The sequence below is a fragment of the Pseudovibrio sp. WM33 genome, from assembly GCF_001623165.1.
In the GTDB taxonomy this organism is placed as follows: domain Bacteria; phylum Pseudomonadota; class Alphaproteobacteria; order Rhizobiales; family Stappiaceae; genus Pseudovibrio.
The window spans coordinates 1-1941 of sequence record NZ_LMCK01000061.1 but is presented as its reverse complement, the minus strand read 5'-3'; the positions used below and the strand labels follow the sequence as shown (position 1 = coordinate 1941).

Annotated in this window: 2 protein-coding genes; one reads left to right on the top strand and one right to left on the bottom strand. The window is 43.2% G+C overall.

The window, feature by feature from the left end; all coding sequences use genetic code 11:
• Positions 1–27 precede the first annotated feature (27 nt).
• Positions 28–216, top strand: a complete 189-nt coding sequence (locus PsWM33_RS27670; RefSeq protein WP_446737449.1) for a hypothetical protein — start codon at positions 28–30, stop codon at positions 214–216.
• A gap of 84 nt (positions 217–300) precedes the next feature.
• Here PsWM33_RS27670 and PsWM33_RS11220 read toward each other — a convergent pair whose 3' ends face one another.
• Entirely contained in the window at positions 301–1224 is a 924-nt protein-coding gene (locus PsWM33_RS11220; protein WP_082826975.1) for a LysR substrate-binding domain-containing protein, read from the bottom strand.
• Between the last annotated feature and the right edge of the window lie 717 nt (positions 1225–1941).

Genomic DNA, 1941 nt, shown 5'->3' with positions numbered 1-1941 from the left:
CACTAACTTTCAATCTGGACCACTCAAATGGGGCTGCTCAAAATCCAGACAAACACAGCCGAGAGCTGTCTGGAGAATGGAAAGTGCACAGGAACCACCTATACACAAGATTATGCCTGCATTTCTAATCCGCTGGCTGGCTATGGTGGTCCACAATGCGTTCCAGGTTATTGCAGAGAAGATGACCCACTCTGCCTAGAGCCTTGTGCTGAGTGATAAGTATCTTAAAGGCGGCGTCTTTATCTTGCGCCGCCTCTCCACTCAAGGAACTGAGTTCAAACACAAAATCAGGTTACAGCCTTAAAGCTGACGCTCCATACGATGTTTTTCTTGTGATAACCCTTCGCGCAGTTTCTCAATTAAGAACTCGGCTTGCGGTGTAAGAACACGGCCCTGGATCCGATTGACACACACGTTGTAGTCCATGGACACATCTAACGGTAAAACTTTGATGGCAGCATCTTTAGGTGGATGAAAGGCTGTTATCATATCGAGAATACTCAAGCATTCTAATGAATCTACGAGTAATGGCAGTTGGTTGGGTGCATCCGCACTGATCCTGGTATCTGGAACGACACCCACATGCTCCAAGGTTCTCAAAATGAGCTTACCGTACAATGTTGATTCTGAGGGCAAAATGCTCGGGTACTTGCCAAAATCGGAAACTGCAATTTTTTTCTGAGTTGCAAGTTCATGCGTTACTGGCATGATACCCACCATCCGCAAGGTGGTCAAAACCTCACTTTCAATATCTGGATGGGGCAGCTTAGGAGTTCCTATTCCAAGGTCAATTTCCCCTCTGCGCAGCTTCCAAATCTGAGTATCCCGCCCTCCAACAGAAACAATCAGATTAATATCTGGCCAACGATCTCTCACGGCCCGAATAGCATCACTGAAGAGGCGCAGTTGTGCTCCAGGTACAACAATCATCACCCTGAGGACATGCTCACTACCGCGACGCAAAGATTGAACAGACTGGTCAATATGCTCCAGCTGATCAAACATACCTTTACATTCGTGATAAAGTGCATCTGCTTCTACGGTTGGTCGCAGGCGACCTTTCTCGTTAACGAAGAGGTCAAATCCCAATGTCCGTTGAAAATTACTGATATGCTTGCTGACAGTAGGTTGCGCAAGTTTAAGCTCTGATGCTGCCTGAGTAAGACTTCCATTCTCATAGATTGCTCGAAAGATCTCAAGTCTCTGAATGGTCAATGTACTCAATTACCCTCCTCTACCCCATAGCTTATAGCTATAGGGCCTTCAATTTCTTTTTGTTGCGATGGTCTAATGAGTTGCTTACTCACAGTCCGTAGTTTTACTAGAGCGCAAAATGGAACGAACCGAATGTAATGAGCGATGATAAGTAATGAGAGGCCGCATTTCGCGTCACATGTAATCTCTGTGTTTAACTCGCGGTTGCGATAGTGTGCACTTCTGACTGAGAGATCTATATTCCCTGTTAATAAATGTCAATAACATTACAATTAACTTTGATGTTATTAAGTAATAATTCCCCCAAATTGAATATGTAAAATATCATAATAATGTAATTGTGTATTTAATATTGTTAATATAAATTAAGTTATTTATGAAATTGAATATATATTACGCATTCTGAACTTGATTGCGTGTAAAATAAATATTAACTCACCGCTATGTCAGGTAAAGTGATATTATAATACTTATTCCCTCAACAGAGGGCGGAGGTAGAGTTTGTCCGATTGGTGCCCATAGCTATTCCAAATGACCTGCGTCGAATGTCTTTGCCCCTCTTCTTAGCTGCATTGCTGGTAGTCCTTGTATTTTGCCCTATTGCTCACTCCTGTTCGAACAGCTGATCTGTTCATTTGGCGTTGATGACAAACATCGCGCCCTTGTCAAACATAAACAGGTGTTTCTGAGTGGTCCAGATTGAAAGTTAGTGCATCACTGGCCTTT